Source organism: Adlercreutzia mucosicola DSM 19490, assembly GCF_000422625.1.
In the GTDB taxonomy this organism is placed as follows: domain Bacteria; phylum Actinomycetota; class Coriobacteriia; order Coriobacteriales; family Eggerthellaceae; genus Adlercreutzia; species Adlercreutzia mucosicola.
The window spans coordinates 39,043-63,310 of record NZ_AUGK01000011.1 but is presented as its reverse complement, the minus strand read 5'-3'; the positions used below and the strand labels follow the sequence as shown (position 1 = coordinate 63,310).

Below are 24,268 nucleotides of genomic sequence, written 5' to 3'. Positions count from 1 at the left end.
AATATCCTCACCGCGCAACTGAGAGAAAGGGAATCCCCATGATCGTCCTCGGCATCGTCATCGTGCTGCTCGTGCTGCTGGCGCCGCAGATCTTCTTCATCGTGCCGCAGCAGAACGTCTACATCATCGAGCGGCTCGGCAAGTTCAACCGCACCGTGGGCGCGGGCCTGAACATCAAGATCCCGTTCTTCGAGACCATCGCCGCCAAGGTGGACATGCGCACGCGCCAGGAGCAGTTCACCATCGACGCGAAGACCCGCGACAACGTGACGGTGACCATGGCCATCGCCGCCCAGTACCGCGTGAGCGCCCAGCCGGCCGCCCAGGGACAGCCCTCGGGCGTGTGGCGCAGCTACTACATGCTGGCCAACCCCACGGCCCAGATGCGCTCCTACCTCATCGACGCTTTGCGCTCCAGCGTGCCGCAGTACACCCTCGACGAGGTGTTCGACAAGAAGGACTCCATCGCCACCGATGTGAACCAGACGGTGTCGGGGCTCATGGTGGCCTACGGTTACGACGTGGTGAGCACGCTGATCACCGCCATTGATCTGCCCGCCGACGTGGAGCAGTCCATGAACCGCATCAACTCCGCCCAGCGCGAGAAGGAGGCGGCCCAGTCGCTGGCCGAGGCCGAGCGCATCAAGGTGGTCACCGAGGCCCGGGCCCGCGCCGAGGCCATGGAGCAGGCCGGCCGCGGCATCGCCGCCCAGCGCAAGGCCATCGCCGACGGCATCTCCGAATCGCTCGCGGTCATCAAGAGCTCGGGCGTGTCGGCGGCCGAGGCCAACCAGCTGTTCATCTTCACCCAGTGGACCGACATGATGAGCGAGTTCGCCCGCAACGGCCGCCAGTCCACCGTGGTGCTGCCGAGCGACTTCTCCCAGACCGCATCCATGTTCGAGCAGATGCTCGTGGCCCAGGAGACGGAAGGCGACGACGAGTTCGTCATCGTGGAGGAAACGGCGGCCGAGCGCGCCTAAACGGTATGGTCCGCACGGCGCGCGGGGGTTTCCGGTCGCTCTCGTGAATTTTCACGGAGCGGAGCGGAATTTTTCCTTGCGCGGGGACGGTCGGGGCGATATACTGTCAAATCGCGTCCATAACAAGATGAATCGCAAGACCACTGGAAGTATAGAGTAGGAAATGGCAATGGATATCATTCGCGCTATCGAACAGCAGCAGATCAAGCAGGACCTCCCCGAGTTCAACGTGGGCGACAACGTTAAGGTCCACTACCGCATCACCGAGGGTAACCGTGAGCGTATCCAGGTGTTCCAGGGCGACGTCATCCGCCGCCAGGGCGCGTCGGTCCGCGAGACCTTCACCGTGCGCAAGATCAGCTTCTCCATCGGCGTCGAGCGTACCTTCCCGGTGCATTCCCCGAAGATCGAGAAGATCGAGGTGACTCGTCGCGGCGACGTGCGTCGCGCCAAGCTGTACTACCTGCGCAACAAGGTGGGCAAGGCCGCCAAGATCAAGGAGAAGGCGTTCCGCTAGGCCTTATCTTCCATGTATTGCAAAGGGCTCCTTCGGGGGCCCTTTTTCTTGAATGCGCCCTGGCCTGGATGGCGGGGCGCCGCCGTCAAGGGCGAGAGGAGAGCGCGGTGATTGACCTGACGGTCCCTGAAATTCGATGCAAGCTGCAAGCGGCCACGGCCGATGAGTTCGCCGTGCTGGAGCGCTCGCTGGTGGCCGACACGCGCAAGGGTGTGCGCCAGGCCGTGGAAGTGGCGCGCCGCCGCCTCGAGGCCGAGGCGGCCGAGGCCGCTCGACTGGCGGCCATGTACGCCTTCGAGCAGGCCCTGGCCGCCGAGCGAGGCGGGCAGGTGGTGCTCGGTCTGGACGAGGTGGGGCGCGGGCCCTTGGCCGGTCCCTTGGCCGTGGGCGGCGTGGTGCTGGGCGAGGAGCCCATCGCGGGGCTGAACGACTCGAAGCAGGTGGCGCCCGAGGTGCGCGAGCAGATCGCGGAAACGGTGCGCGTGAGCGCCCGGGCCTGGACGGTGCAGTACGTGGAGGCCGACGAGATCGATCGCGTGGGCATGACGGCGGCGCTGCGCTCGGCGTTCGGGCGGGCCATACGCGCCATCGAGGAAGCGGGGGTCGCGGTGGACGTGGTGCTGCTGGACGGCAACCCGCTGCGTCTTGACCCGCGGGAGGTGAACGTGGTGAAGGGCGATGGGAAGTGCGCCTCCATCGCTGCGGCATCGATCGTGGCCAAGGTGGCTCGCGACCACTTGATGGAAGAATACGACGCCCAGTACCCCGGTTACGGGTTCGCCTCGAACAAGGGCTACGGCTCGGAGGGCCATGGCGAGGCCATCCGCACCCTGGGGCTCACGCCCATCCATCGTCGCAGCTTTTGCACGACATTCACGCAGGAAAGCCTGTTCTAGCGGGATAGTGCGGCGCGCCGACGGCCGACGGACGGCTTTCGGGGGTGCGATGGTACGGTTCTGCGACGGTTGCGCGGCGACTTTCGGGCGAGGCGGGGACGGCGCTTGGGCGGTCATTCCCGAGACGATACTGCGGTTGCGGCCGTGTAGGCTGCTCCTATCCGAAGAAAGGAGCAGCGGTGATGGACGAGCGCAATCAAACAGACAAGGGCGCGGCGCCGAAGGGCGGCGGCTCGGCCGTGGCCGAGAAGAAGCCCAAGCCCAAGCGCAAGGCGGCCTCGGGCGATCGGAAGCCCGGCGGGGATCGGCGGCGCGGCCGTCGGTCCGGCGGAGGGCGGCGCGAGGGCCAAGGGAAGCGGAATCGGGCCTTGGGAGCTCGCGGCGAGGAGGCGGCGGCCCACTTTCTCGAACAGCGGGGCTATACCATTCTGGAGCGCAACTGGACTTGCTTCGCCGGAGAGGCCGATATCATCGCCGTACGCGGCGGGATACTGGCCTTTATCGAGGTCAAGACGAGGCGCGGGAACCAGAAGGGCTTTCCCGCCGAGGCGGTGAGCGCATCCAAGCGCGAGCGGTACGAGCGCGTCGCCCTGGCCTATCTCCAGGACCATGTTCCCGGCGAGACGACGGTGCGCTTCGACATCGTGTCCATCGTGGTGCTGCCGGAGGACCGCGCCTTCATCCGCCACCACATCGCCGCGTTCACGGGGAACTAGCGCCATGAAGTTCGGACAGTGCGCGGTGATGAGCGCGACAGTGCGCGGTGTGGACGTGGTTCCTGTGACGGTCGAGGTGGTGGTGTCGGGCGGCCTGCCCGGCATCTCCATCGTGGGGATGCCCGATGCGGCTATCCAAGAGGCCCGCGAGCGCGTGCGGGCGGCCCTGCGGGCCGGGGGATTCACCATGCCCGACGAGAAGATCGTGGTCAATTTGGCCCCCAGCAGTTTGAAGAAGACGGGATCGGGCTTCGATCTGCCCATCGCCCTGGGCATTCTGGCAGCCAGCCAGCAGATTGATCCGGCTTGGGTGCGCGATACGCTCTATGTGGGCGAGCTGGCCCTGGACGGCCGGGTCCGCGCCGTGCGCGGCACTCTGGCCTGCGCTATCTGCGCCCGTTCCCTCGGTCTCGATTTCGTGTGCGCCGCCGAGGGCGATCCGCTTCCCCTGAGTGATCTGCGCGTATTCGCCATGGACCATATCGAGGCTGCGAGCCGCGAGGGTGGTGCGGCGGCCTGTCTCGAGGAGCGCCACTGCCCGCGGCGCGTCAGCTCTCGCGCGGGTGGCCCCGACTACGGCGAGGTGTCGGGCCATGACGTGGCCAAGCGCGCCTTCCAGGTGGCCGCGGCCGGAGGCCATGGACTGCTCATGATGGGGCCGCCCGGCTCGGGCAAGACCATGCTCGCCTCGCGGATGCCCTCTATCTTGCCGCCCCTGTCGGCCGACGAGGCGCTGGAGGCGGCGGTGGTGCACTCGGTGGCCGGCGAGTCTATCGAATCGGTCATCGCGGGTGTGCGGCCTTTCCGCAGCCCCCATCACAGCGCGTCGCTCGCTGGCCTTGTGGGCGGAGGCAGTCCCATCCGCCCGGGGGAGATATCCCTGGCCCACCAGGGCGTCCTCTTCTTAGATGAGCTCCCGGAGTTCCGATCGTCGGTGCTGCAGGGCATTCGCCAACCGCTGGAGTCGGGAACGGTCACGCTGACGCGGGCCGACGGGAACGTGGTCTTTCCCGCGCGCTTCATGCTGGTCGCGGCGGCCAATCCCTGTCCCTGCGGCTACTACGGCGACCCCGATCACGACTGTACCTGCACGGTCCCGCAGATCCGCACCTACCAGAACCGCATAGGCGGCCCGCTCATTGACCGCATCGACTTGCACCTGGACGTGCGCCGTACGCCGCCGGCCGAGGTGCTGTCCTCCCAGAAGGGGGCCGACTCGGCAACCTTGCGAGAAGGGGTGATGCGCGCCCGGGCCTTCGCTCGACGGCGCCGTCGGAAGACGTCCGGGAGCGAGGGGAGCCTTGCCGAGCGGCATCGAGTGACCGACGAGGCCCAGGCGTTCCTCGTGTCGGTGGCCGAGCTGCATGCCATGAGCGGCCGGGCCATCGCCCGCGTGGTGGGGGTAGCGCGCACCATTGCCGACATGGACGAATCGGAGACGGTGGACTGCGATCACCTCGCCGAGGCGGTGAGCTATCGCGTCCGCGATGGAATAGGAGGATGCTGAGATGCCCGTGAAGACGCTGAAGCTGACGGGGGAGCGCTTCGAGTTGACCCCGCAGGACGACCAGTTCCCCGCCTTGCTGCGGGCCATTCCCAAACCGCCCGAGCACCTGTACGGCGTGGGTGCGTCCGATGCCCTGCGCCCGGGGCTGGCTGTGGTGGGCGCGCGCCGAGCGACGCCCTATGGGCGCTCGGCGGCGAAGCGCTTCGCCTCGATGGCGGCCGAGCGGGGCATCGTCATCGTGTCCGGTGGAGCGCGGGGCTGCGATGCCGTGGCCCACGAGGCCGCCCTGGCCGCGGGCTGCCCCACAGTGGCCTTCCTCGGGGGCGGCTGCAACCAGCTTTATCCCGCCGAGAATGCCGGGCTCTTCCAGCGCATCGTCGATGGCGGCGGTGCCGTGGTGTCCGAGCAGCCTTGGGACTTCATGCCCCTGCCCTATACGTTTCGCGAGCGCAACCGGCTCATAGCGGGGCTGGCCCGCGCCACGCTCATCGTGGAGGCGGGGCTTCCCTCGGGCACCTTCTCCACGGCCGACGAGGCCCTGGCCGCCGGCCGCGAGGTGTGGGTGGTGCCGGGGGCCATCACGTCCGAGAACTCGCGGGGCGCCAACCGGCTGCTGTACCAGGGCGCGCTGCCCATCATCGACGACGAGTCCTTTGCTGACGCCCTGTTCTCCGCCTACGGCTGTTTGAAGGAACCGACGCCTCCCGCAGCGGACGGGGCAGCCGCGCCTGGGGGGACGCCCACGGCTGAGGAGGCGCTGCTCGACGCCCTGCGCGCCGAGCCCCTCGGCATGGAGGCGCTGCGCAGCCTCGCCCAGAGCCATCACCCGCGGGGCGACGCGCTCACCTGGCTCGTGGTGTGGCTGGCCACGGCCCAGCGCGATGGGCTGATCGCCCAGTACCCGGATGGCCGCTACGGGCCGCGCGTGGGGGCGGGACGGGGGCGTCGATGAGTCGTGCGATTTCCGCGCCCTGGGGCGCTCCGCCCCAAATGACCGGCATCTCGGTGCCGTTATTTGGTATCCTGTTGGGCTATGACATACCATGTGACCATAGTAGGCGGCGGTCTCGCGGGCAGCGAGGCGGCGCTCGATCTGGCGAACCGCGGCATAGCGGTGCGTCTCATCGAGATGCGCCCGATGTGCCCCACCCCCGTCCACCATACCGACGGCTTGGCGGAGCTCGTCTGCTCCAACTCGCTCAAGAGCACGAAGCCCGACAGCGCGGCGGGGCTGTTGAAGCGCGAACTGGCCCTGCTGGGCTCGCCGCTGCTGGAGGCGGCCCAGCGCACGGCGGTGGCGGCGGGCGGAGCCCTGGCCGTGGACCGCGTGCTGTTCTCGCAGATGATCACCGCGCAGGTGCAGGATCACCCTCTGATCGAGCTGTGCCGTCAGGAGGCGACCGACGTGGCGGCCCTGGTGGCGGGCGCCGATGCCATCGTGCTGGCCTCCGGCCCGCTCACCTCCGACGCCCTGTCGGCATCGCTGCGCGATCTCACGGGCAGCGACGCGCTGGCCTTCTACGATGCGGCGGCGCCGGTGATCATGGCGGACTCCATCGATCGGGAGCGCGTCTTCCGCCAGAGCCGCTACGAGGACGCCGACCAGGGCGGCGACTATCTGAACGCGCCCTTCGAGCGCGACGAGTACGAGCGGTTCGTCGACGAGCTGCTGGCGGCCGAGCGGGTTATCGCGAAAGACTTCGAGAGCCGGGACCTGTTCCAGGCCTGCCAGCCCATCGAGGAGATCGCCCGCGCGGGTCGCGACGCGCCGCGCTTCGGCACGCTGAAGCCCGTGGGGCTGACCGATCCCCGTACGGGACGGCGTCCCTGGGCCGCCCTGCAGCTGCGGGCCGAGGACGCCTGCGGGCAGAGCTACAACCTCGTCGGCTTCCAGACCAACCTGACCTTCCCCGAGCAGCGCCGGGTGTTTCGCATGATTCCGGGGCTGGAGAACGCCGAGTTCGCCCGTTACGGCGTGATGCACCGCAACACCTTCATCGATGCGCCGCATTTGCTGGACGATCATGGCCGCCTGGGCACCGAGGCCGCCCGCGCCGTGGGCGTGCCCGTGTACGTGGTGGGCCAGCTCGCCGGCACCGAGGGCTACTGCGAGGCCATCCGATCGGGGCTGCACGGGGCCTTGGCGGTGGCGGCCGACCTGCGGGGCGTGGCCCTGCCGCCGCTGCCCCCCGAGACGGTGTACGGCGCGCTGCTGGCCTACGCGACCGATGAGGCCACGACGGACTACCAGCCGATGCACGTGAACTTCGGTCTGATGCGGCCCTTGGAGCCGCCCGTGCGCAACAAGCGCGAGCGCTACGGCGCCTATGCGGCCCGCGCCGAGGCGGCCCTGGCCTCCTACCGCGAGGCCCTGGACGCTGTAGGCCTGATGCCGCGATGACGGCGGCTGCGGGGGAGGGGCGCGCCTCCGATAGGGCGCAGCGCATGGAACTGTCGGCTGAGGACGCGTCGCTGCCAGGCTTCGAGGACGTGGAGGCCTTCTGCGCCGCCCTCGCCGTGGAACGCGGCGCCTCGCCCCATACGGTGCGGGCCTACCGCGACGACGTGCTGGGGTATTTGCGCTGGGCGCGGCGGGCGAACGTCCACCCCCGCGAAGTGACCTATCGCCAGCTGCGGCGCTACCTGGCCGAGCTCGACCAGGCGCGCTATGCTCGCACTACCATCAAGCGGCACCTCTCGGCGCTGCGGTCGTTCTATCGATGGATGAACCGCACCGGGCGCACGATGAACGACCCGGCCTGCGTGGCCCAGGCGCCGAAGGGGGAGCGCCGCCTGCCCAAGGTCATCACCAATGCCGATATGGTCACGCTGCTCGGGGTGTTCGGAGACGAGGATGCCTTCGGCGAGCCCCGTGAGCAGACGCCGGCGGACATGCGCGATCAGGCCATTCTGGAGTTCCTCTTCTCTTGCGGAGCCCGTGTATCGGAGGCATCGGGCTTGCTCGAGGCATGGGTGAACTTTTCCGCCCTCGAGGTGAAGGTGTTCGGCAAGCGTGCCAAGGAGCGCATCGTGCCGCTCTCGCGCACGGCGGCCCGCATTATGGAGCGCTACCAGCGCGAGGCACGGCCGCAGCTGCTGGGGGAGCGCGAGAGCGACTACTTCTTCGTGTCCAATCGCGGCAACGGAGTCAGTCCCGATGCCATCCGCAAGATGTTCAAGCGCGCCCTGCGCCTGGCCGGCCTCGACGAGGGCCTGTCGCCCCACGCCATGCGCCACTCCTTCGCCACCGACCTTTTGGAGGGCGGTGCCGATCTGCGCAGCGTTCAGGACATGCTGGGCCACGCGAGCCTGTCCACCACCCAGATCTACACCCACGTGAGCCCTGACCGCCTGAAGGACATACACAAGCTTGCCCATCCCCGAGCCTAGTCGGAAAAAAAGGGGGAGGTGGCCCCGGGAGGGCGGGCTTCAGGCCGCCCGCACGGGCGCGGGTCTGCCCTCAGGCCAGCCCGTCGCCTCTTCCAATCAACAATTCCCCAACGGAGGTGTTCCGCGGTATTTTCAGGCTCGTTGCGCGGGCGCTACGGTTAACCTGCGCGGTCAGGGCCCGGGGCGCCCTGTGGGAGAATCGCCCTAGGTTACAGAGACGGTTGCCCCGCCGGGGCGATCGTCGCCGCCGAAGGGAGGAACCATGAGTCGCAAGAAAGCCAAGATGCTCTTCTGGGCCGCCCTCGTCGTCCTCGCCTACATCCCCTATCTCATGCAATCCGCCTCCCACGTGGTAATGTAGGTTCTCGCCGCGACCATCGACTGGCGGGACGGCGGCGGCAACCGGGTCGCCGACCATCTCGCAGGCTGCCAGAGCGCCCGTCGCCGCGCCGGCTGGGAGCACTCGCGGCAAGCGGCCCCGATACGGCTTCGCACGGGCGTCGCCCCGTCGGCTCCGAGCGCCTAGTGGGGCCGTTTCATCGCTAAGCGGCGAACTTGGCATTTCCCCTTGAATTCCCCGCGTGCGAGGTTCATACTGCTCGCACCTTCCCGCAACGGCCCCATCGATGCCGCGGCGGAGGGCACGGCTGGCAAACTCGAACGCACACGGAGAAAAGGATGCACAAGGCAGAGCTCACCGACGCCCAATCGCTGCGCGGATTCGCCCTCGCGACCGCCGCGTTTCTGGCCATCTTCGCCGCCACGGCGGTGCCCATTCCGCTGTACGCCGACTACCAGGCCACCATCGGTCTGACCACGGCCGACATCTCGAACACCATGTTCACCTATCTTGTCGGCGTCACGCTGACCCTGCTGTTCGCCGGCCGCATCTCCGACTCCTTCGGGCGCGTGCCCATCGCCTGTCTCACGGTCATGCTCGCCATCTTCGGCTGCATCATGTTCCTGCGCGCGGCCAGCGGCGCCGATGTGCTCGCGGCCCGTTTCGTCCAGGGGCTCTCGGCCGGCTTCGGCATGAGTGCCGTGTCATCGCTGGTCATCGACTGCGTGGGGGAGAGGCACCTCGGCTGGGGCTCCACCGTGGCCAGCTGCGGGGCCATGTTCGGCATCATGATCGGCTCCATCGGCGTGGGCGTGCTCTACGATGTGGTGGAGAACCTCACGGTCATCTACGGCCTCATGATCGCCATCCTGGCGATCTGCCTGTTCCTCATGCCGCTCATTCACGAGCCCCTCGACCGCACGGTGTCGCTGCGAGCCTCCATTCGCCCGCGCGTCTTCGTGCCCCGCGACGGCCGCCGCCTGTTCGTGGCCGTGGCCGTGGTGTATCTGGCCACATGGATGGTGGGCTGCTTCTTTCAGTCGTTCTCGGCTCCCATCGCCTACACCTGCTTCGGAGCCGCCTCGCCCTTCGCGGGCTCGATCATCCTGGCTCTGGCCATGGCCCCCAGCGTCCTCGGCGGCCCGGCGGTGCAGAAGTTCCATCCGAAGAAGGCCCTGGCGGTGTCCTTCGCCGTGGTGGTGGCCTCTACGGCGGCCCTCGCCCTGTTCGTGGCTACGGGAGCCGAGCTGGCCTTCATGGCGGCCTGCGCGGTGTTCAGCTTCTCCATGGGCGCCTGTTTGGCCACGGCCCTGCGCATGCTGCTTCTGGAAGTGAACGTGCTGCAGGTATCGGCCATTCTCGCCTCCATCAACCTGGTGGCCTATGCTGGCTCGGCTGTGACGGGGCTGGTTGCCGGCGCGCTTCTGGGGGCGACGTCCTTCCCCGTGGTGTTCGCCGTCATGGCCGTGATCCTGGCCGCGTCCTGCGCCTTCGTCGTGGCCACGGTGCGCGCGCCCCGTCCGCGTCGCAAGACCGCACGGCTGACCCTGCGCGCCTTCCACAAGAAGCGCAACCCGGCCCTCGTCCCCGTTGATGAGACGTCCGCGGCAGCGGGGGAGGACGCCGCTCCGGCCATCGGCTAGGGGTTTCCGCTTCTCTGGCCCCGTCCGCGCCGGCCATCGGCCTGTTCCGGGCTGACCCCTGCGAAGATTCCATGAAGGCGAACAAAAGTTCCCTTTAGGGCTGGCATCGCCGCCCGTTCCCCACTACAATAGGCCGACGAATCGAAGAAACTGGCAGCGGGCCGCCGACGAGGGCGCCCGCTGCGTCACGTCCGCGAAGGAAACGAAGCGATCTATGGCAAATGAAATCGTGATCAAAGGCGCCCGCGAGCACAATCTGAAGGACGTCGATCTCACCATACCCCGCGACGAGCTCGTGGTCATCACGGGCCTGTCCGGCTCGGGCAAGTCGAGCCTCGCCTTCGACACCATGTACGCCGAGGGCCAGCGCCGCTACGTGGAGAGCCTCTCCAGCTACGCCCGTATGTTCCTAGGCCAGATGTCTAAGCCCGATGTGGACTCCATCGACGGGCTTTCCCCGGCCGTGTCCATCGACCAGAAGACCACTTCGAAGAACCCTCGCTCTACCGTGGGCACCACCACCGAGATCTACGACTACCTGCGCCTGCTGTTCGCGCGGGTGGGCGTGCCCCACTGCCCCGAGTGCGGCCGCGAGATCAAGAAGCAGACCACCGACCAGGTGACCGACGAGATTCTGCGCCTGGGCGACGGGGCCCAGGGCGAGGCCACGAAGGCCATCCTCATGGCGCCGGTGGTGGCCGGCCGCAAGGGCGAGTTCACCAAGCTCTTCGCCGATCTGCAGAAGGAGGGCTTCTCCCGCGTGCGCATCGACGGCGAGATCGTGAAGATGACCGGCGAGCCCATCACGCTGAACAAGAAGATCAAGCACTTCATCGATGTCGTCGTGGATCGCGTTACGTTGAAGGAGTCGGCCACAAGCCGTATCGCCGAGGGCGTGGAGCTGGCCTGCAAGCTGGCGAGCGGGCGCGTGCTCGTGCAGGTGCTCGGGCCCGACGGCGCACCGCTCGGCGAGGCCGGCGGCACCTCCTCGGGGGCCACGGGCGGGCTCGGGGAAGGGGAGCACCTGTTCTCGCTGGCGCTGGCGTGCCCGGAGCACGGCCACTCCATGGACGAGCTGCAGCCCCGCGACTTCTCCTTCAACGCCCCCTACGGCGCCTGTCCCGACTGCCTCGGCATCGGCAGCCGCGACGAGGTGGACGCGTCGCTTGTGGTGCCCGATCCGTCCCTTACCCTGAACGAGGGGGTCATCGCTCCCTTCAAGAGCGGCAACTACTATCCCCAGGTGCTGCGCGCCGTGGCCGAGCACGTGGGCACCGATGCCGACACCCCCTGGGAGGACATGCCCAAGAAGGCCCAGAAGGCCATCCTGCACGGCCTGGGTGACGAGAAGGTGCGCGTGGACTACCGCACCGTGGACGGCCGCGACACCTACTGGTACATCGAGTGGGAGGGCGTGCTGGGCGCCGTGAAGCGCCGCTACACCGAGTCCCAGTCCGATGCCCAGCGCGAGAAGCTGGCCGCCTACTTCGCCACGGTGCCCTGCGAGACCTGCGGCGGCCAGCGCCTGAAGCCGGAGATTCTGGCCGTCACGGTGAACGACCGGTCCATCCACGATGTCACCGAGATGTCGGCGGCCGAGTCGCTGGCCTTTTTCGAGGGCCTGCACTTCACCGGCCAGGCGGCGGTCATCGCCCTGCCCATCGTGAAGGAGATCCGCGAGCGTCTGCGCTTCCTCGTGGACGTGGGGCTCGACTACCTCACCCTGGAGCGGGCCACGGCCACGCTCTCGGGCGGCGAGGCCCAGCGCATCCGGCTCGCCACCCAGATCGGCGCCGGGCTCATGGGCGTGCTCTACATCTTGGACGAGCCCTCTATCGGTCTGCACCAGCGCGACAACGAGCGGCTCATCGCCACCTTGGAGCGCCTGCGCGACCTGGGGAACACTGTGGTCGTGGTGGAGCACGACGAGGACACCATCCGCGCCGCCGACTTCGTGGTGGACATGGGGCCGGGCGCCGGCGAGCACGGCGGCGTGGTCATCGCCGCGGGCACCCCGGCCGAGGTCATGGCCACGGAAGGCTCCATCACCGCCGACTACCTGGCGGGTCGCCGCCGCATCGAGGTGCCTGCCGAGCGGCGCCGCCCCAAGCGCGGTTCGGTGAAGATGACCGGCGCCACGGAGAACAACCTGAACAACGTCACGCTGGAGGTGCCCATCGGCACGCTGACGGTCATCACCGGCGTGTCCGGCTCCGGCAAGAGCTCCCTTATCACCGACACCCTGGCCCCGGCCCTGGCGAATCGCCTGAACCACGCCCATCGCCGCACGGGGCCCTACCGCAAAATCACCGGGCTGGACAAGCTCGACAAGGTCATCAACATCGACCAGAGCCCCATCGGGCGCACCCCGCGCTCGAACCCGGCCACCTATATCGGGCTGTGGGACGACATCCGCGCCCTGTTCGCCAGCACGCAGGAGGCCAAGGCCCGCGGCTATGCGCCCGGGCGCTTCTCCTTCAACGTGAGCGGCGGCCGCTGCGAGGCCTGCAAGGGCGACGGTCAGATCAAGATCGAGATGCACTTTTTGCCCGATGTGTACGTGCCCTGCGAGGTGTGCAACGGCGAGCGCTACAACCGCGAGACGCTGCAGGTGACCTACCGCGGCAAGAACATCTCGGAAGTGCTCGACATGACCGTGGAAGACGCGCTGCACTTCTTCGAGAACATCCCCGGTATCAAGCGCAAGCTGCAGACGCTGTTCGATGTGGGCCTCGGCTACATTCGCCTGGGCCAGCCGGCCACCACGCTCTCGGGCGGCGAGGCCCAGCGCGTGAAGCTCGCCAGCGAGCTGCAGAAGCGCCAGAGCGGCAAGACCTTCTACATCCTGGACGAGCCTACCACGGGCCTGCATTTCGAGGACGTGCGCCAGCTGTTGGAGGTGCTGCAGCGCCTGGTGGACGCCGGCAACACGGTGCTTGTCATCGAGCACAACCTGGACGTCATCAAGTGCGCCGACCACATCGTGGATCTGGGCCCCGAGGGCGGCGACCGCGGCGGCACCATCATCGCCACGGGCACGCCCGAGCAAGTGGCCGAGGTGGAGGGCTCCTACACCGGCCGCTTCGTCAAGCGCATGCTGGAAGAGGCGAAGAGGCCTCCCGTGGCCTAGGGCTGCCGCGCCCATCTCGTGGACATCGGCCCCCGTCGGGTTCGCCCTGGCGGGGGTTCGCTATAATTAAGGGCTATGAAGAAACGCACGCGGGAAAAAGTGGCTCTCTTGGTGTTCGCGCTGCTCGTCATTCTCGGCGGCAGCGTGCTTTTGCGCTATTTCGAAACGGGCCGCTCCTGGAACGTGGCCGCCTCGGTGGTCGACGACGCCTTCGGCCAGATGCAGGGCTACACCGCCATCGTCTACGACGGCACCTACGACCCGCTGGATGCCCTGCGCCCCGCCATGGCCCCCGCCCAGGAGGGCGGCCTGACAGAACAGCCCAAGAGCATCGGCGCCATGGTGGCCGCCGAGCTGTCGAAGCTGCCGCTGTCCATGCGCGAGCGCCCCGTGTACTCCTCGGACGTGCGCGACCTGTACGAGGACAAGGGCGCTGGCGTCATCACCCTGAACATCGCCGATTTGTCCCGTTACACCACGCCCACGGTGCTGAACGCTGGCGACCGCAAGATCGGCGTGGTGGCCATCGACTACTATGCCACCAAGAAGCAGCTGCAGAAACTGCGCCAGGAGCTGCTGGACGCGGGCGCCCAGTCGCTCGTGTGCCTCGTGCCGCGCCTGTCGTGCCTGGCCACGACCGACGGCTTCCAAGCCGTCATCGTCACCGACGATTCCCAAGCCGAGCCCGGCCGCGGCGAGGGCACCGAGGGCGCCCATATCGTGTACGCCCCCGAGCGCGAGGCCGTGGGCGTCGTGCTGCTCACCTCCCTGAACGTTCCCTCGTCGAAGGTGTACGCCGCCCTGTAGGGGGGGAGAGGCCGCCCGGGCCCGTCGCGCGCTGTTCCCGCCCTCTCAGACCGCTCGTCATTTCCAGAATGTTAACGGGGCGCGTTCTTTGTTTCCGGTCAGTTAATAAGTCAACGTTCGCGAACCCACCGCCCTATAATGCGGCCAGAAGCACGGTCGCGCCCTGCGGCCCGCGCACCCGTTCACGTCAAGGAGGTCCGCATTGAGTTACGTCGAGAACGTCATCGAGCAGGTGAAGGCGAAGAACGCCGAGCAGCCCGAGTTCATCCAGGCCGTCACCGAGGTGCTCCAGTCCCTGGAGCCGGTCATCGAGGCCCATCCGGAATACGAGCAGGCCTCCCTCCTCGAGCGCATCGTGGAGCCCGAGCGCGTGGTCATGTTCCGCGTGCCCTGGGTGGACGATAACGGAAAGGTGCAGGTCAACCGCGGCTTCCGCGTGCAGTTCAACAGCGCCATCGGCCCCTACAAGGGGGGACTTCGCCTGCACCCGTCGGTGAACCTGGGCATCATCAAGTTCCTCGGCTTCGAGCAGATCTTCAAGAACAGCCTGACCACCCTGCCCATGGGCGGCGGCAAGGGCGGCTGCGACTTCGATCCGAAGGGCAAGTCCGACATGGAGGTCATGCGCTTCTGCCAGTCCTTCATGACCGAGCTGGCCCGCCACATCGGCGCCGACACCGACGTGCCGGCCGGCGATATCGGCACGGGCGCCCGCGAGATCGGCTACATGTTCGGCCAGTACAAGCGCATGAAGGACGTCTTCGAGGGCGTGCTCACCGGCAAGGGCCTCTCCTTCGGCGGCTCGCTGGCCCGCACCGAGGCCACCGGCTACGGCCTGGTGTACCTGGTGCAGGAGCACTTGAAGTGCACCGGCGACAGCTTCGAGGGCAAGACCGTCTGCATCTCCGGCTCTGGCAACGTGGCCATCTACGCGACAAGTAAGGCCCAGCAGCTCGGCGCCACGGTGGTTACCCTGTCCGATTCCACCGGCTGGATCTACGACCCGGCGGGCATCGATGTGGAGCTGGTGAAGCAGATCAAGGAAGTGGAGCGCGGCCGCATCTCCGAGTACGCCGCCCGCCGCGAGGGCGTCACCTACCATGAGGGCCGCGGCGTGTGGGTCACCCCCTGCGACATCGCGCTGCCCTGCGCCACCCAGAACGAGGTCATGATCGACGACGTGAAGGCGCTCGTGGCCAACGGTTGCCAGATCCTCGCCGAGGGCGCGAACATGCCCACCACCCTGGACGCCACCGAGTACCTTCTGGATAACGGCGTCGTGTTCTTCCCCGGCAAGGCCGCCAACGCCGGTGGTGTGGCCACTTCGGGTCTGGAGATGTCCCAGAACTCCGAGCGCCTGTCCTGGACCTTCGAGGAAGTGGACGCGAAGCTCAACGGCATCATGGTGTCCATCTACCACGCCATCGACGATGCGGCCCGCCGTTACGGCCACGAGGGCAACTACGTCATGGGCGCCAACATCGCCGGCTTCGAGAAGGTCGCCAACGCCATGATGGCCCAGGGCATCGTGTAAGGGAGTTCCGTTCGCCCTGGCGGGACGAACGGACCCGCCGACGCTGCGCGGCTCTGGCGCATTTCGCCTTGCCCCTTGTTTTGGGCACGGCGTTGGCGAAGCCAACTTGACCCAAAGGCGGGCCAATGCGAAACGTGTCAGAGCCGCTCGCTGACTTTACGAACGACCTGTGAGTTGCGCAAAGAACCCCGGTGCGAGCTGGGGTTCTTTTTTTGCGTGCTAGAATGGGTTTTGTTTACGGAAGAGGGGGCACGATGGCGATTCAGGAAGACATCGAGGCGTTTCTCACCTCCCATGCCGATGAGGGGTACCGCGCGTTCCAGGCGAAGCTCATCCCGAATATTGATGCGGCCACTATTGTGGGCGTGCGCACGCCGGATCTGCGGAAGTTCGCGAAGGGGCTTGCCCGGCGCGGGGATGCGGGGGAGTTTCTGGCGGCGCTGCCCCACGGCACCTTCGAAGAGAACCAGCTGCACTCGTTCGTCATCGCACGGGAGCGCGATTTCGACCGGCTTGTCGGGGCCATCGAGAACTTCCTGCCCTTCGTGGACAACTGGGCCACCTGCGATCAGCTCTCCTGTCGCGGGCTCGCCGCCGACCCGACGGCGGCGCTGGCGAAGGCGCGGGCGTGGCTGGAAAGCGACCACGAGTACACGGTGCGCTTCGCCATCGGTGTGCTCATGCAGCTGTTCCTGGAGGAGCGGTTTCGGCCGGAGTACTTCGGGTGGGTCGTCGGCATCTCACGTCCCGAGTACTATGTGAACATGATGCGCGCCTGGTACTTCGCCGAGGCGCTGGCGAAGCAGCCTGTCGCCGCCGAGGAGGTTATCGCCTCGGGAGCGCTCGACGTATGGACGCACAACAAGGCCATCCAGAAGGCCGTGGAGAGCCGCCGCATCGCCTCCGAGCAGAAGGAGCATCTGCGCGCCCTGAGGCGGCGGCTCTCTTGAGTGGACGAGCTTCTGCTCCCGCTTGCGCCGCGCCGAAATGCCCGAGAATATAAGAAGCGAACCGATGTTCCATGATATACTGACGCCATGGAACAAGAGCGCACATACGTTTGCATCGATTTGAAGAGCTTCTACGCCTCGGTGGAATGCGTGGCCCGTGGGCTTGACCCCATGGTGGCCCGGCTTGTGGTGGCCGATCCCGACCGCACGGTCACCACCATCTGTCTGGCGGTGAGCCCGGCGCTGAAGGCCCTCGGGGTGCGCAACCGCTGCCGGCTGTTCGAAGTCCCCGAGACCATCGACTTCATCGTGGCGAAGCCGCGCATGCGCGCCTACATGCAGGCATCGGCGGATATCTACGGGGTCTATCTGCGCTATGTGAGCCCCGACGACATTCATCCGTACTCCATCGACGAGTGCTTCATCGACGCCACGGCCTATCTCGGCCTCTACGATATGACGGCCCGCGAGTTCGCCAGCGCCCTGCGCGATGCGGTGCGCGCCGAGACGGACATCCCCGCCACGGTGGGCATCGGACCGAACCTCTTCCTTGCGAAGGTGGCCCTCGATATCTCCGCGAAGCATGCCGATGACGGCATCGGCGAGTTGGACGAACGCCGCTTCCGCGAGCAGATCTGGCCCCATCGGCCCATCACCGACATCTGGAACATCGGCCCGGGTATCGCGCGGAGGCTCGCATCTTATCGCGTGTACGATTTGGGCGGCATCACCGAGATGAGCCCCGCGGTGCTCTATCGGGAGTTCGGGGTGAATGCCGAGTACCTGATCGATCACGCCTGGGGACTGGAGCCCTGCACCATCGCCGAGATCAAGGCCTATAGGCCCTCGTCCACTTCGCTCATGAACGGCCAGGTGCTGCCCTGCGGCTACAGCTTCGATGACGGTCTCATGGTGCTGCGCGAGATGTGCGATGACACTGTGCTCGATCTCGTGGAAAAGCACCTGGTCACCGACCATATCTCGTTGCAGGTCATGTACCAGCGCGAACGGGTGGCAGCATCGGGCGTCCCGGGTGAGGAGGCGGCGGCTGCCGAGGGCGGAGAGTGGTTCGAGAACGGCCACGGCCTGCGTCGCGTCGGCGGCAGTGGGAGCGGCCATGGCGGCAGTGGGAGCGGCCATGGCGGCGGTGGGCGCCGCATCGCCGAGCGCACGAACTCCTTTGCTAAGCTGTTCCCACTGGTAGAGGCGCTCTATCGCGAAACCGTGGATCCGACGCGGCTCATCCGCAAGATCAACATCGGCTTCGGCAACCTAGTCGACGAGGACTTCGCCACGCTCGATCTGTTCGCCGACGTGGAGGCCGAGGCTCGCGAGCGGCGCCGTCAGGAGGCGGTATTGGCGGTAAAGGGAAAGTTCGGGAAGAACGCCCTCATCAAGGGCACCAGCCTGAAGGAGCACGCCATGGGGCGTGAGCGGAATCTGTTGGTGGGTGGCCACCGTGGATGAGCGTGACGATCTGTTCACCGATCTCGTCTGGGAAGAGGTGGGCGCCGACGGCGAGGTTGTGGCATCGGGGGGCGGTGCGCGGGACGATGCGTCGTTGTCGCCGGGTGCCAAGGCCCGCGCGGCGGCCGAGTGCGAGTCGGTCGACGATCGGCTGGCGCGACCGGTGCCGGAGGGGCTCGGGCGTCCCCATCCCGACAGGGCGCGTCAGTTCTCGCCCTTCGCCGCCCTGCGCGGCTACTACGAGCTGGTGCACGCCAAAGAGGCGGTGCCCGAGCGCCGCCGGCCCCTCACCGAGGAGGAGTCTGCCCAGCTCGACGAGGCCGTTGCCGCCCTGCGGCGCGGACGATCCGTGCGCTGCACGTTCTACTGCGACGGGGCCTACCATAGCTGCGAGGGCGTCGTGAGCCAGGTCGACCTCGTCTACCGCGATCTGTGGATCGTGCGCATGCGCATCCCCTTTGCCGACATCTGCGCCCTCGAGCCATTGGGCGCCGATGGGTAGGGTGCGAGCCGAGCGCCGCGGTTTCATGGTGAATTGGGGGAGTTTCGAAATTTCTTGCAACACTGACGGGTGCCGGGGAATCTTATGGGCGAGACGTCTTGAGAAGAGAGGAGGGGTGCCGTGGATGCGCAGGCTTTTGCTGAACGCTATCGACTGCTGTACGGGGACCTCTACCGTTTCGCCCTCTGCGTAACGGGCAACGCCCACGATGCCGAGGACGCCGTAGCCGAAGGGGTGCTCGCCGCCTACGAGCATCGAGGTCAGCTGCGCCGCGCCGAGGCGTTCAAGTCGTGGCTGTTTCAGATCGTGGCCAACCGCTGCCGTCGGCGCTTGGCCGTAGGCAAGCGTTGCGCGGCCGCCGACCCCGAAGGGCTCAACGCTCCCGTGCCGGCTGCCCTGGACGGGGCCGACGTGCTGGCCGTGCGCGGCGCCTTCGCCGCTTTGGGGGAGTCCGATCGCCTGGTGGTGGGGCTTTCCGTCTTCGGTGGCTACAACAGCCGCGAGATCGGCGCGATGATGCAGATGAACCCGAGTACCGTTCGCAGCCGGCGCAAGCGCGCCCTGGAGCAGATGGCCTCGATCTTGGAAGGTGGTGTGCAATGAACCAGGATGAGAAACGCACCGTGGGCGCGCTGCGCCGCGCGGCCGAGGCCGTGCCCGTTCCGCCGTCCCTTAAGCCCGATGCCATGATGGAGCGCCTGGGAGCCGAGTCGCCAGTGGCCCCGCGCCGCCCCCGACATCGCCGCTGGTTGGCGGCCGCGGCCGTGCTGCTCGTGGCTGTGGCTGGCTTGGGCGCCGCTTGGGGTGCGAGTCTGCTCGGCAGCGCGCCTCACGAGGCCGTCCGCTCGGCCCCGTTGGTCTTCGGCGAAGCCACGGCGGTGCGCACGGCCTCCAGCTACGACGAGGTAGCCGCCTGCTTCGCGGCTTACCAGGACCGCATCGCTTCGGAGCGCGGTGGTGCGGACGAGGGGTTCTTCGGCCTGTTCGGTGACGGTACGGCAAAGGATGCCGGCGATGTGGTCGAGGATATGGCCGTCGCGGGGGGCGACACAGGCGCGTCATCGGCTTCTGCCGCGGCTGCGAGCGGCGATTTCTCTACCACGAACCTGCGCACCGCGGGGGTCGACGAGGCCGATGTGGTGAAGACCGACGGCTCGTGCCTCTATGTGCTGACCGATGACGGCAGCCGCATCGCCATCGTGCGCGCCGACGGGGGCTCTCTGGAATCGGTGGGCTCCATCGAGGTGCCCTCGGGGCGCTCCATCGTGGAGTTCTATCTGGATGGCGGTCGCTTGTTCGTGCTGACGACCACCGCATGGTACGAGGCCGACATCGAGGAGGTCGGCACCCAGGTGGTCACCTTCGATGTGTCCGATCCGTCGCAGCCGGCCGAGGTGGGCTCGGTTACCCAGAGCGGCGCCTACCGCACCTCGCGCTTCACCGACGGCTATCTCTACGTGTTCAGCTTCCTCTCCTTCTACGAAGCCCCGCGCGACGGGGATCCTGCTGCCGCGGCACCGCTGGTGGACGGACGGCCCCTCGGATGGGACGACATCTTCCTGCCCGCCGACGGCGAGGCCAACGGCTACTTGGTGGTCACGGCCGTGCCGGCCGACGATCCCGCGGGCGTCACAGCTCAAAAGGGCCTTCTCCATTGCTCAGGCGAGCTGTATGTGGGCTCCGAGGCCATCTATATCTACGAAGACAACTATCGCGGCAAGAACAGTGCCACCGACATCGTGCGTTTGACCTACGAGGAGGGGAAGGTGAGCGCCGCCGGCCAGTGCACTGTGCGCGGAACGGTGAACGACAGCTTCAGCATCGACGAACACGAGGGGTACCTGCGCGTGGTCACCACCATCTACGGGGAGGCGGGGCAGACAACCAACGCCCTATTCGTTTTAGATGGGGCCATGAACGAGGCGGGCTCCATCGTGGGGCTCGCCGAGGGGGAGACGGTGCAGTCGGCCCGCTTCATGGGCGATGTGGGCTATTTCGTCACGTTCCGTCAGGTGGATCCGCTGTTCACGGTGGATCTGTCGGATCCCGCAGCGCCCCGGATCGTCGGCGAGTTGAAGATTCCGGGCTTCTCGGCCTACCTGCACCCCTACGGGGAGGGCCGTCTGCTCGGTATCGGCTGGGATGCCACAGACGGGGGCACGGGTAGCGCCAAGCTCACCATGTTCGACACCTCCGATCCCGCGAACGTGACCGAGGCGGGCACACTGGTGTTGGAAGGGATTTGGGACATTGAGGCGCTGTACGACTACCGCGCCGTGCTCGTGGAGCCCGACCGCAATCTGATCGGCTTTTCCGCTCGCGGGTTGGAGGCGACGGAAGATCCCGGGGATGGGGGCGAGTCGGCGTACTATAGCGACGTCGAGCGCTATTACCTGTTCGGCTACGATGACGAGACGGGATTCGCCGAAAATCTACGCGTTCCGGTGACCAACGATCCTGGAGCCCCGGTGCGCGGCCTGCGCATAGCTGACGTGCTCTATGTGGCCACCGACGGCTCCATCGAGAGCTTCGGACTTCAGGATGGCGAGCCCATCGCCGCGCTGGAGTTGTAGTAGGATAGACCTCGCGAGATCAACGAGCGGCGAAAGCGAGCGATATGAGCGAGATTCGGTGCCCCCGCTGCGGCGAGGTGTTCACGGTAGACGAGAGCGGATACGCGGCCCTGCTGAACCAAGTGCGCGATCAGGAATTCCAGCGGGAACTGGCCGAGCGCGGCCGTCTCGCCGAGGAGGCCCATCGCCAGGAGACGGCCCTTGCCGTTGCTCGGGCCGAGGAGGCGCTGCGGGCTCAACTCGCCGAACGGGAAGGCGAGCTGGCCGCCCAGACCGAGCGCTTCAAGGTTCAGGCCAAGGATTTCCAGCTGACGGCCCAGGGCGAGAAGGCTGCGCTCGAGCAGCAGCTGGAGGCGCTGAAGGCCCAGATGGCGGCCCAGGAGCAGACCTTGCGCCTTGCTGCGGAGAACAGCCAGGCGGCCCTCGTGCGCGAGCGGGACGAGCTGGCCCAGAAGCTTGCGGCCGCCCGTCAGCAGGCGTCCATGGAGATGCAGTTGGCCGTGCAGCGCGCCGAGGCAGCGGCCAAGGACGCCCGGGTGGCCGTGGAGCGCGAGCGCGACGAGCTGCGGGCCCAGGTGGCTCGCGAGCAGGATGCTCTGGTGCGGGCCGCGGCCGAGCACAAGGTGGAGCTGGCCGAGCGCCTGAAGATGAAAGACGAGCTCATCGCCGATCGCGAGCGCGAGATCGAGCGCATCCAGGACATGAAGGCGCGCCTGTCCACGAAGATGCTCGGCGAGACGTTGGAGCAGCACTGCGAGATCGAGTTCAACCGCCTGCGCCCCACGGCCTTCCCGCGCGCCTATTTCGAGAAGGACAACGAGGTAGTTGAGGGCACCAAGGGCGACTTCGTCTTCCGCGACTTCGACGAGGAGGGCAACGAGATCGTCTCCATCATGTTTGAGATGAAGAACGAGGCCGACGACTCCACCCACAAGAAGACCAACGAGTCCCACTTCAAGAAGCTCGACGGCGACCGCACGAAGAAGGGCTGCGAGTACGCCGTGCTCGTGTCGCTGCTGGAGCCGGAAAACGAGCTGTACAACGCCGGCATCACCGATGTGTCCTACCGCTACGATAAGATGTACGTCATCCGCCCGCAGTTCTTCATCCCGCTCATCACGCTTCTGCGCAACGCGGCGCTCTCGTCGCTGGAGTACCGCCGCGAACTGGCTCTGGTGCGCCAGCAGAATATCGACGTGACGAACTTCGAGGACCAGCTGGCCGACTTTAAGGACAAGTTCGGTCGCAACTACCGCATCGCTTCCGACAAGTTCCGCAAGGCCATCGAGGAGATCGACAAGTCCATCGATCATTTGCAGAAGATCAAGGACAACCTCATCGGCAGCGAGAACCAGCTGCGTCTTGCCAACGATAAGGCCGAGGACCTCACGGTGAAGAAGCTCACGCGCAAGAATCCCACTATGCGGGCTCTGTTCGATGAGGCGCGAGAGGTGCGCGCTGCCGACGACTCCCGCAGCGGGGCCGATGAGGCGGACAAGGCGATTCCCGAGGTGGAGGCAGAGATCGTCGAGGACGAGTAGGAGCTGGCGGGCGCTACCCCTGGCGCAGCTTCAGGGCGGCGGCCAGACGGCGACCCTTGCCGCACTTGGGCTTGGAAAGCGGGCAGTGCTTCTTGCAGCAGGTGCAGCGCTCGATCTTCAGGGCGGTGCGGGCCTTCTCGCAGCCCTTGCATCCCCGAGCGCTCTTCTCGCCCTTGCAGCCGGTCTGCTTTTTCTTGCGTTTGAGCTTGTCAGTCTTCTTGTCGGCCAGGGCCTTCTGCTGCTTCTTGTCTTTCTTAGCCTTCTTCGACTTCTTGCTCGCCATGGCGTCCTCGTTTCAGGGAAGGGTGTTTTCGCGGCAGTCTACCATGGGCTCTAAAGGGGATCAACTATGGCTAACAATCTGCACACGCGATGACCGAACTTCTTCTCTGTGTCCTTAAAAGGGGACACAGAGAAGAAGCGCCGCCCTTATGATGTCTTCATCATATTCAACGAGATGGAGGATGCCATGGCGAACGCAACTCAATCAATCTGCGTCGTGGAAAACACTACGGTGGCCGGCACGCGCCACGTGGCGGGCATGGCCGAGATGGCCGAGAACTACCGGCCCGGCGATCGCTTCGCGCTGGTGCGCGACGCGGGCAACCGCTTCGATCCCTGGGCCGTGGAGGTGCGCGACAGCGGCAACCGTCGCGTCGGGTACGTGTCCTGCGAGTGCAATGAGTTCGTGGGCCGCCTCATCGACGGCGGCAAGTCGGTGGACGGACGCCTGGTTGCCCGCGAGCAGGTGGGCTCGTGGTGCCGCTTGGTGATGGAGGTGCATCTCAATGACTAGCGCCGTCCTGTCCCATCGCAGCAACGCGGTCACGTTCGCCCAGCGCGCCGCCAACGCCGTGTTCGGCTCGCCGAGCGTGCGCCGTGCCAACGGCGGTGCCGATGCCAGCTTCACGCCCCGCGTGCTGCGCGGTGCCGCCTGGCAGCGGCGCCGCGAGTGCAACGGCGTGTTCGCCGTGGATCGCAAGGGGGCAGAGACCGCCGAGCGCTTGCCCCGCATCTGGGTGAGCGAGGCCATCGCCGATCCCGACGGTGCTGGGCGCGCCTTCGTGGCCTCGTACCCTTCCGGTCCCGACCGCGGTGGTTGGCGTGCCTTCGAGCTAGCCGAGATCTACGTGGCCGAGGCGCTGGGCTTGGTCGGGGAAGAGCATCGCCGGCGCCGCATCGATTGCTATCGGGCGGCGGAGATCCTGCTGCTCCATGCGGCCCAGCGCGGCTGCGCGGCGGCCCACTGTCGTCTGGGCATCATCTACGAGGGCGATCTGTGCGAGGGCGAGTACTGGCGCGGGCTGTTGGAGTCGCGCGCGCTGCACAGCGCCGACACCCCGTGCGACGAGCGGGCCTACCTGCACTTCTCCTACGGGGCCCTGCACGGCCACGGCGAGTGCTGCTGGCGTTTGGGCGATCTGGTGGCCGCGGGGCGGGGGTGCGCGGCCAACGAGGCGCGGGCTCTCGATCTGTACCGCCGCGCCTTTCACGTGGAAAGCGGCCGTCTCGACGAGGATCGGGCCAGCACGGGCAACGCGGCGCTGCGCCTGGCGCGGGCCTATGAGTGCGGACGCGGGGGAGAGCAGAGCTTTCGGCGGGCCCGCAGCTGGTACCGTCTGGCCGCCTGCGCCCTGGGGGCCGCGTTCGACCAGGGCCAGTGGCACTTCAAGCGCGAACGGCTGGAGGCCCGGCGCGGGGTGGCACGCATGGCCCAGGAGATTGCGGGGTGCTACTGAAAAAGCCTCGTGCAACCGTTGGGGGCCGGGTGG

General features: G+C 67.1%; 21 protein-coding genes. 20 read left to right on the top strand and 1 reads right to left on the bottom strand.

What is annotated here, in order from left to right; all coding sequences use genetic code 11:
• Positions 1 to 38: 38 nt before the first annotated feature.
• The 18 genes from G503_RS0107495 (at position 39) to G503_RS14305 (ending at position 22,496) form a co-directional block, all read left to right on the top strand.
• Positions 39 to 983, top strand: coding sequence for an SPFH domain-containing protein (locus G503_RS0107495; protein WP_028027095.1), 945 nt, complete (start codon positions 39 to 41; stop codon positions 981 to 983).
• 169 nt (positions 984 to 1,152) lie between these two features.
• Complete coding sequence (gene rplS / locus G503_RS0107490) at positions 1,153 to 1,500, top strand: 50S ribosomal protein L19 (protein WP_028027094.1); 348 nt, start codon at positions 1,153 to 1,155, stop codon at positions 1,498 to 1,500.
• Between the two features lie 110 nt (positions 1,501 to 1,610).
• On the top strand, positions 1,611 to 2,396 hold the full coding sequence (locus tag G503_RS0107485; RefSeq protein WP_028027093.1) for a ribonuclease HII: 786 nt from the start codon (positions 1,611 to 1,613) through the stop codon (positions 2,394 to 2,396).
• Between the two features lie 182 nt (positions 2,397 to 2,578).
• Positions 2,579 to 3,112, top strand: coding sequence for a YraN family protein (locus G503_RS0107480; RefSeq protein ID WP_084636397.1), 534 nt, complete (start codon positions 2,579 to 2,581; stop codon positions 3,110 to 3,112).
• Positions 3,113 to 3,116: 4 nt separating this feature from the next.
• Positions 3,117 to 4,619 carry a YifB family Mg chelatase-like AAA ATPase gene (locus G503_RS0107475; RefSeq protein ID WP_028027091.1) on the top strand — a complete coding sequence of 501 codons (1,503 nt, stop codon included), beginning with the start codon at positions 3,117 to 3,119 and terminating at the stop codon, positions 4,617 to 4,619.
• 1 nt (position 4,620) lies between these two features.
• On the top strand, positions 4,621 to 5,571 hold the full coding sequence (gene dprA, locus G503_RS0107470; RefSeq protein WP_028027090.1) for a DNA-processing protein DprA: 951 nt from the start codon (positions 4,621 to 4,623) through the stop codon (positions 5,569 to 5,571).
• 93 nt (positions 5,572 to 5,664) lie between these two features.
• The gene (gene trmFO / locus G503_RS0107465; RefSeq protein WP_235715519.1) at positions 5,665 to 7,020 is read left to right on the top strand and encodes a methylenetetrahydrofolate--tRNA-(uracil(54)-C(5))-methyltransferase (FADH(2)-oxidizing) TrmFO; all 1,356 of its coding nucleotides are present in this window, start codon (positions 5,665 to 5,667) and stop codon (positions 7,018 to 7,020) included.
• A gap of 44 nt (positions 7,021 to 7,064) precedes the next feature.
• Positions 7,065 to 8,009, top strand: coding sequence for a tyrosine recombinase (locus G503_RS0107460; RefSeq protein ID WP_235715518.1), 945 nt, complete (start codon positions 7,065 to 7,067; stop codon positions 8,007 to 8,009).
• Between the two features lie 678 nt (positions 8,010 to 8,687).
• Entirely contained in the window at positions 8,688 to 9,992 is a 1,305-nt protein-coding gene (locus tag G503_RS14315) for an MFS transporter (protein WP_051191041.1), read from the top strand.
• Between the two features lie 214 nt (positions 9,993 to 10,206).
• Complete coding sequence (uvrA, locus tag G503_RS0107445) at positions 10,207 to 13,122, top strand: excinuclease ABC subunit UvrA (RefSeq protein ID WP_028027087.1); 2,916 nt, start codon at positions 10,207 to 10,209, stop codon at positions 13,120 to 13,122.
• Positions 13,123 to 13,197: 75 nt separating this feature from the next.
• A complete protein-coding gene (locus G503_RS0107440; protein ID WP_156891963.1) occupies positions 13,198 to 13,929 on the top strand; it encodes a hypothetical protein in 732 nt (243 codons plus the stop codon).
• A 202-nt stretch (positions 13,930 to 14,131) separates the two neighbouring features.
• Positions 14,132 to 15,463: an NADP-specific glutamate dehydrogenase gene (gdhA, locus tag G503_RS0107435; RefSeq protein ID WP_028027085.1), complete on the top strand. Its 1,332-nt coding sequence runs from the start codon at positions 14,132 to 14,134 to the stop codon at positions 15,461 to 15,463.
• A gap of 254 nt (positions 15,464 to 15,717) precedes the next feature.
• Positions 15,718 to 16,413 (top strand): DNA alkylation repair protein, encoded by a 696-nt coding sequence (locus G503_RS0107430; RefSeq protein ID WP_028027084.1) that lies wholly within the window; start codon positions 15,718 to 15,720, stop codon positions 16,411 to 16,413.
• An 87-nt stretch (positions 16,414 to 16,500) separates the two neighbouring features.
• Complete coding sequence (locus G503_RS0107425) at positions 16,501 to 17,880, top strand: Y-family DNA polymerase (protein WP_028027083.1); 1,380 nt, start codon at positions 16,501 to 16,503, stop codon at positions 17,878 to 17,880.
• Positions 17,843 to 18,382: a hypothetical protein gene (locus G503_RS0107420; protein ID WP_156891962.1), complete on the top strand. Its 540-nt coding sequence runs from the start codon at positions 17,843 to 17,845 to the stop codon at positions 18,380 to 18,382. The genes G503_RS0107425 and G503_RS0107420 overlap by 38 nt, the downstream gene beginning before the upstream one ends.
• A 120-nt stretch (positions 18,383 to 18,502) precedes the next feature.
• Entirely contained in the window at positions 18,503 to 18,985 is a 483-nt protein-coding gene (locus tag G503_RS0107415; protein ID WP_028027081.1) for an RNA polymerase sigma factor, read from the top strand.
• A complete protein-coding gene (locus G503_RS14310) occupies positions 18,982 to 20,955 on the top strand; it encodes a beta-propeller domain-containing protein (protein ID WP_051191038.1) in 1,974 nt (657 codons plus the stop codon). The genes G503_RS0107415 and G503_RS14310 overlap by 4 nt, the downstream gene beginning before the upstream one ends.
• A gap of 44 nt (positions 20,956 to 20,999) precedes the next feature.
• Positions 21,000 to 22,496 (top strand): DUF2130 domain-containing protein, encoded by a 1,497-nt coding sequence (locus G503_RS14305; RefSeq protein WP_084636395.1) that lies wholly within the window; start codon positions 21,000 to 21,002, stop codon positions 22,494 to 22,496.
• Positions 22,497 to 22,509: 13 nt separating this feature from the next.
• Here G503_RS14305 and G503_RS0107400 read toward each other — a convergent pair whose 3' ends face one another.
• Entirely contained in the window at positions 22,510 to 22,779 is a 270-nt protein-coding gene (locus tag G503_RS0107400) for a hypothetical protein (RefSeq protein WP_028027080.1), read from the bottom strand.
• Positions 22,780 to 22,965: 186 nt separating this feature from the next.
• Between G503_RS0107400 and G503_RS0107395 the strand changes: the two genes are divergently transcribed.
• Together G503_RS0107395 and G503_RS15645 are read left to right on the top strand one after the other, a co-directional pair.
• Positions 22,966 to 23,292, top strand: a complete 327-nt coding sequence (locus tag G503_RS0107395; RefSeq protein ID WP_169628153.1) for an HIRAN domain-containing protein — start codon at positions 22,966 to 22,968, stop codon at positions 23,290 to 23,292.
• A complete protein-coding gene (locus G503_RS15645; RefSeq protein WP_051191037.1) occupies positions 23,285 to 24,235 on the top strand; it encodes a tetratricopeptide repeat protein in 951 nt (316 codons plus the stop codon). Before G503_RS0107395 ends, G503_RS15645 begins: the two co-directional genes overlap by 8 nt.
• Positions 24,236 to 24,268 lie beyond the last annotated feature (33 nt).

Bases quoted from the DNA above. Each gene is read 5' to 3' on its own strand.
- G503_RS0107475 (WP_028027091.1), top strand. From the start codon at position 3,117: ATGAAGTTCGGACAGTGCGCGGTGATGAGCGCGACAGTGCGCGGTGTG.
- uvrA (WP_028027087.1), top strand. From the start codon at position 10,207: ATGGCAAATGAAATCGTGATCAAAGGCGCCCGCGAGCACAATCTGAAG.
- G503_RS0107395 (WP_169628153.1), top strand. From the start codon at position 22,966: ATGGCGAACGCAACTCAATCAATCTGCGTCGTGGAAAACACTACGGTG.
- G503_RS0107440 (WP_156891963.1), top strand. From the start codon at position 13,198: ATGAAGAAACGCACGCGGGAAAAAGTGGCTCTCTTGGTGTTCGCGCTG.
- G503_RS14315 (WP_051191041.1), top strand. From the start codon at position 8,688: ATGCACAAGGCAGAGCTCACCGACGCCCAATCGCTGCGCGGATTCGCC.
- G503_RS14310 (WP_051191038.1), top strand. From the start codon at position 18,982: ATGAACCAGGATGAGAAACGCACCGTGGGCGCGCTGCGCCGCGCGGCC.
- G503_RS0107400 (WP_028027080.1), bottom strand. From the start codon at position 22,779: ATGGCGAGCAAGAAGTCGAAGAAGGCTAAGAAAGACAAGAAGCAGCAG.
- G503_RS0107425 (WP_028027083.1), top strand. From the start codon at position 16,501: ATGGAACAAGAGCGCACATACGTTTGCATCGATTTGAAGAGCTTCTAC.
- G503_RS0107460 (WP_235715518.1), top strand. From the start codon at position 7,065: ATGGAACTGTCGGCTGAGGACGCGTCGCTGCCAGGCTTCGAGGACGTG.
- rplS (WP_028027094.1), top strand. From the start codon at position 1,153: ATGGATATCATTCGCGCTATCGAACAGCAGCAGATCAAGCAGGACCTC.
- G503_RS0107430 (WP_028027084.1), top strand. From the start codon at position 15,718: ATGGCGATTCAGGAAGACATCGAGGCGTTTCTCACCTCCCATGCCGAT.
- dprA (WP_028027090.1), top strand. From the start codon at position 4,621: ATGCCCGTGAAGACGCTGAAGCTGACGGGGGAGCGCTTCGAGTTGACC.
- G503_RS0107480 (WP_084636397.1), top strand. From the start codon at position 2,579: ATGGACGAGCGCAATCAAACAGACAAGGGCGCGGCGCCGAAGGGCGGC.
- G503_RS15645 (WP_051191037.1), top strand. From the start codon at position 23,285: ATGACTAGCGCCGTCCTGTCCCATCGCAGCAACGCGGTCACGTTCGCC.
- G503_RS14305 (WP_084636395.1), top strand. From the start codon at position 21,000: ATGAGCGAGATTCGGTGCCCCCGCTGCGGCGAGGTGTTCACGGTAGAC.
- G503_RS0107495 (WP_028027095.1), top strand. From the start codon at position 39: ATGATCGTCCTCGGCATCGTCATCGTGCTGCTCGTGCTGCTGGCGCCG.